We start from the raw sequence: 1,292 nt of genomic DNA, 5'->3' as shown, positions 1-1,292 counted from the left end.
TGAACCGCCCCGGCTTTCCCGGAGGCTCTTTCCCTTGAGAGGATAGAGCGATGAGAAAGTCAGACAAGTTTTCGGACGAGGTGCGGGAGCGGGCTGTTCGGATGGTGCTGGAGCACCAGGCCGAGTACGACTCGCAATGGGCGGCGATCGAGTCGATCAGCGGGAAGTTCGGGTGTACGTCCGAGACGCTGCGTCGCTGGGTTCGGCAGGCGGAGCGCGATCAGGGCAAGCGACCTGGCCCGACGACGGCGGAGCAGGCGCGGATCAAGGAACTGGAGCGAGAGCTTCGTGAGCTTCGGCAAGCCAATGAGATTCTGCGCAAGGCGAGCGCGTATTTTGCCCAGGCGGAGCTCGACCGCCGGTCCAAGTCATGACGGCGTTCATCGACGAACACCGCGACGCCTACGGAGTCGAGCCGATCTGCAAGGTGCTGCCGATCGCTCCGTCGACGTACTACGCGCAGGCGGCGCGTCAGGCTGATCCGGAGCTTCGCTCGAACCGATCGTGGCGTGACGATGCGCTGTGCGGCGAGATCCGCCGGATCTGGGACGAGAACAAGCAGGTCTACGGCGTGCGCAAGGTGTGGCACCAGCTGCTGCGCGAGGGCTTTGGCGTGGCGCGCTGCACGGTAGCGCGGCTGATGAAGCGACTGGGGCTGGCTGGTGTGGTGCGCGGCAAAGTGATCAAGACCACGCATAGCAACAAGGCTGCGCCGTGTCCGCGCGACCAGGTGAACCGGCAATTCCGGGCTGAGCGTCCGAACCTGCTGTGGGTATCGGACTTTACCTACGTATCGACGTGGCAGGGATTCGTCTACGTGGCTTTCGTCATCGACGTATTTGCGCGGCGGATCGTGGGCTGGAAAGTATCCAGTTCGGCTCGCACCGACTTTGTGCTCGATGCTCTGGAGCAGGCACTGCATGCACGTCGACCAACCGAAGGCGGCCTGATTCATCACTCTGATCGTGGCGTCCAGTACGTCTCGATCCGCTACACCGAACGACTGGCCCAAGCGGGCGTAGAACCGTCCGTTGGCAGTGTCGGCGACTCCTACGACAACGCGCTGGCCGAATCGATCAATGGGTTGTACAAAGCCGAAGTGATTCACCGACGTTCCTGGGCCAACCGCGAAGCGGTCGAACTGGCAACACTCGAATGGGTCGACTGGTTCAACAACACCCGATTGCTGGGGCCGATCGGCAACATCCCGCCGGCAGAAGCTGAGGCGGCCTACTATCGGCAAATCCGTGAGCTCGCCATGGCGGCGTGACTCACACCAATGAGTCTCCGGG

At 62.7% G+C, this 1,292-nt stretch carries 1 protein-coding gene and 1 other annotated feature; the gene reads left to right on the top strand.

Annotated features, from left to right (window positions below; all coding sequences use genetic code 11):
* The first annotated feature begins 50 nt into the window (after nt 1-50).
* Nucleotides 51-1,270 (top strand): IS3 family transposase gene (locus NM961_RS23870; RefSeq protein ID WP_255916930.1). Its coding sequence is split into 2 segments (ribosomal slippage): nt 51-336 and nt 336-1,270, totalling 1,221 coding nucleotides; the frame shifts between segments, so codons are not numbered across the junction.
* Nucleotides 329-445, top strand: a sequence feature (AL1L pseudoknot). Its footprint overlaps the gene before it by 117 nt.
* Nucleotides 1,271-1,292: the final 22 nt, after the last annotated feature.

The sequence above is a fragment of the Tahibacter harae genome (genome assembly GCF_024437735.1).
Taxonomy (GTDB): domain Bacteria; phylum Pseudomonadota; class Gammaproteobacteria; order Xanthomonadales; family Rhodanobacteraceae; genus Tahibacter; species Tahibacter harae.
The sequence above is the reverse complement of the archived record's forward strand: the minus strand, read 5'-3'. Positions and strand labels throughout refer to the sequence as shown.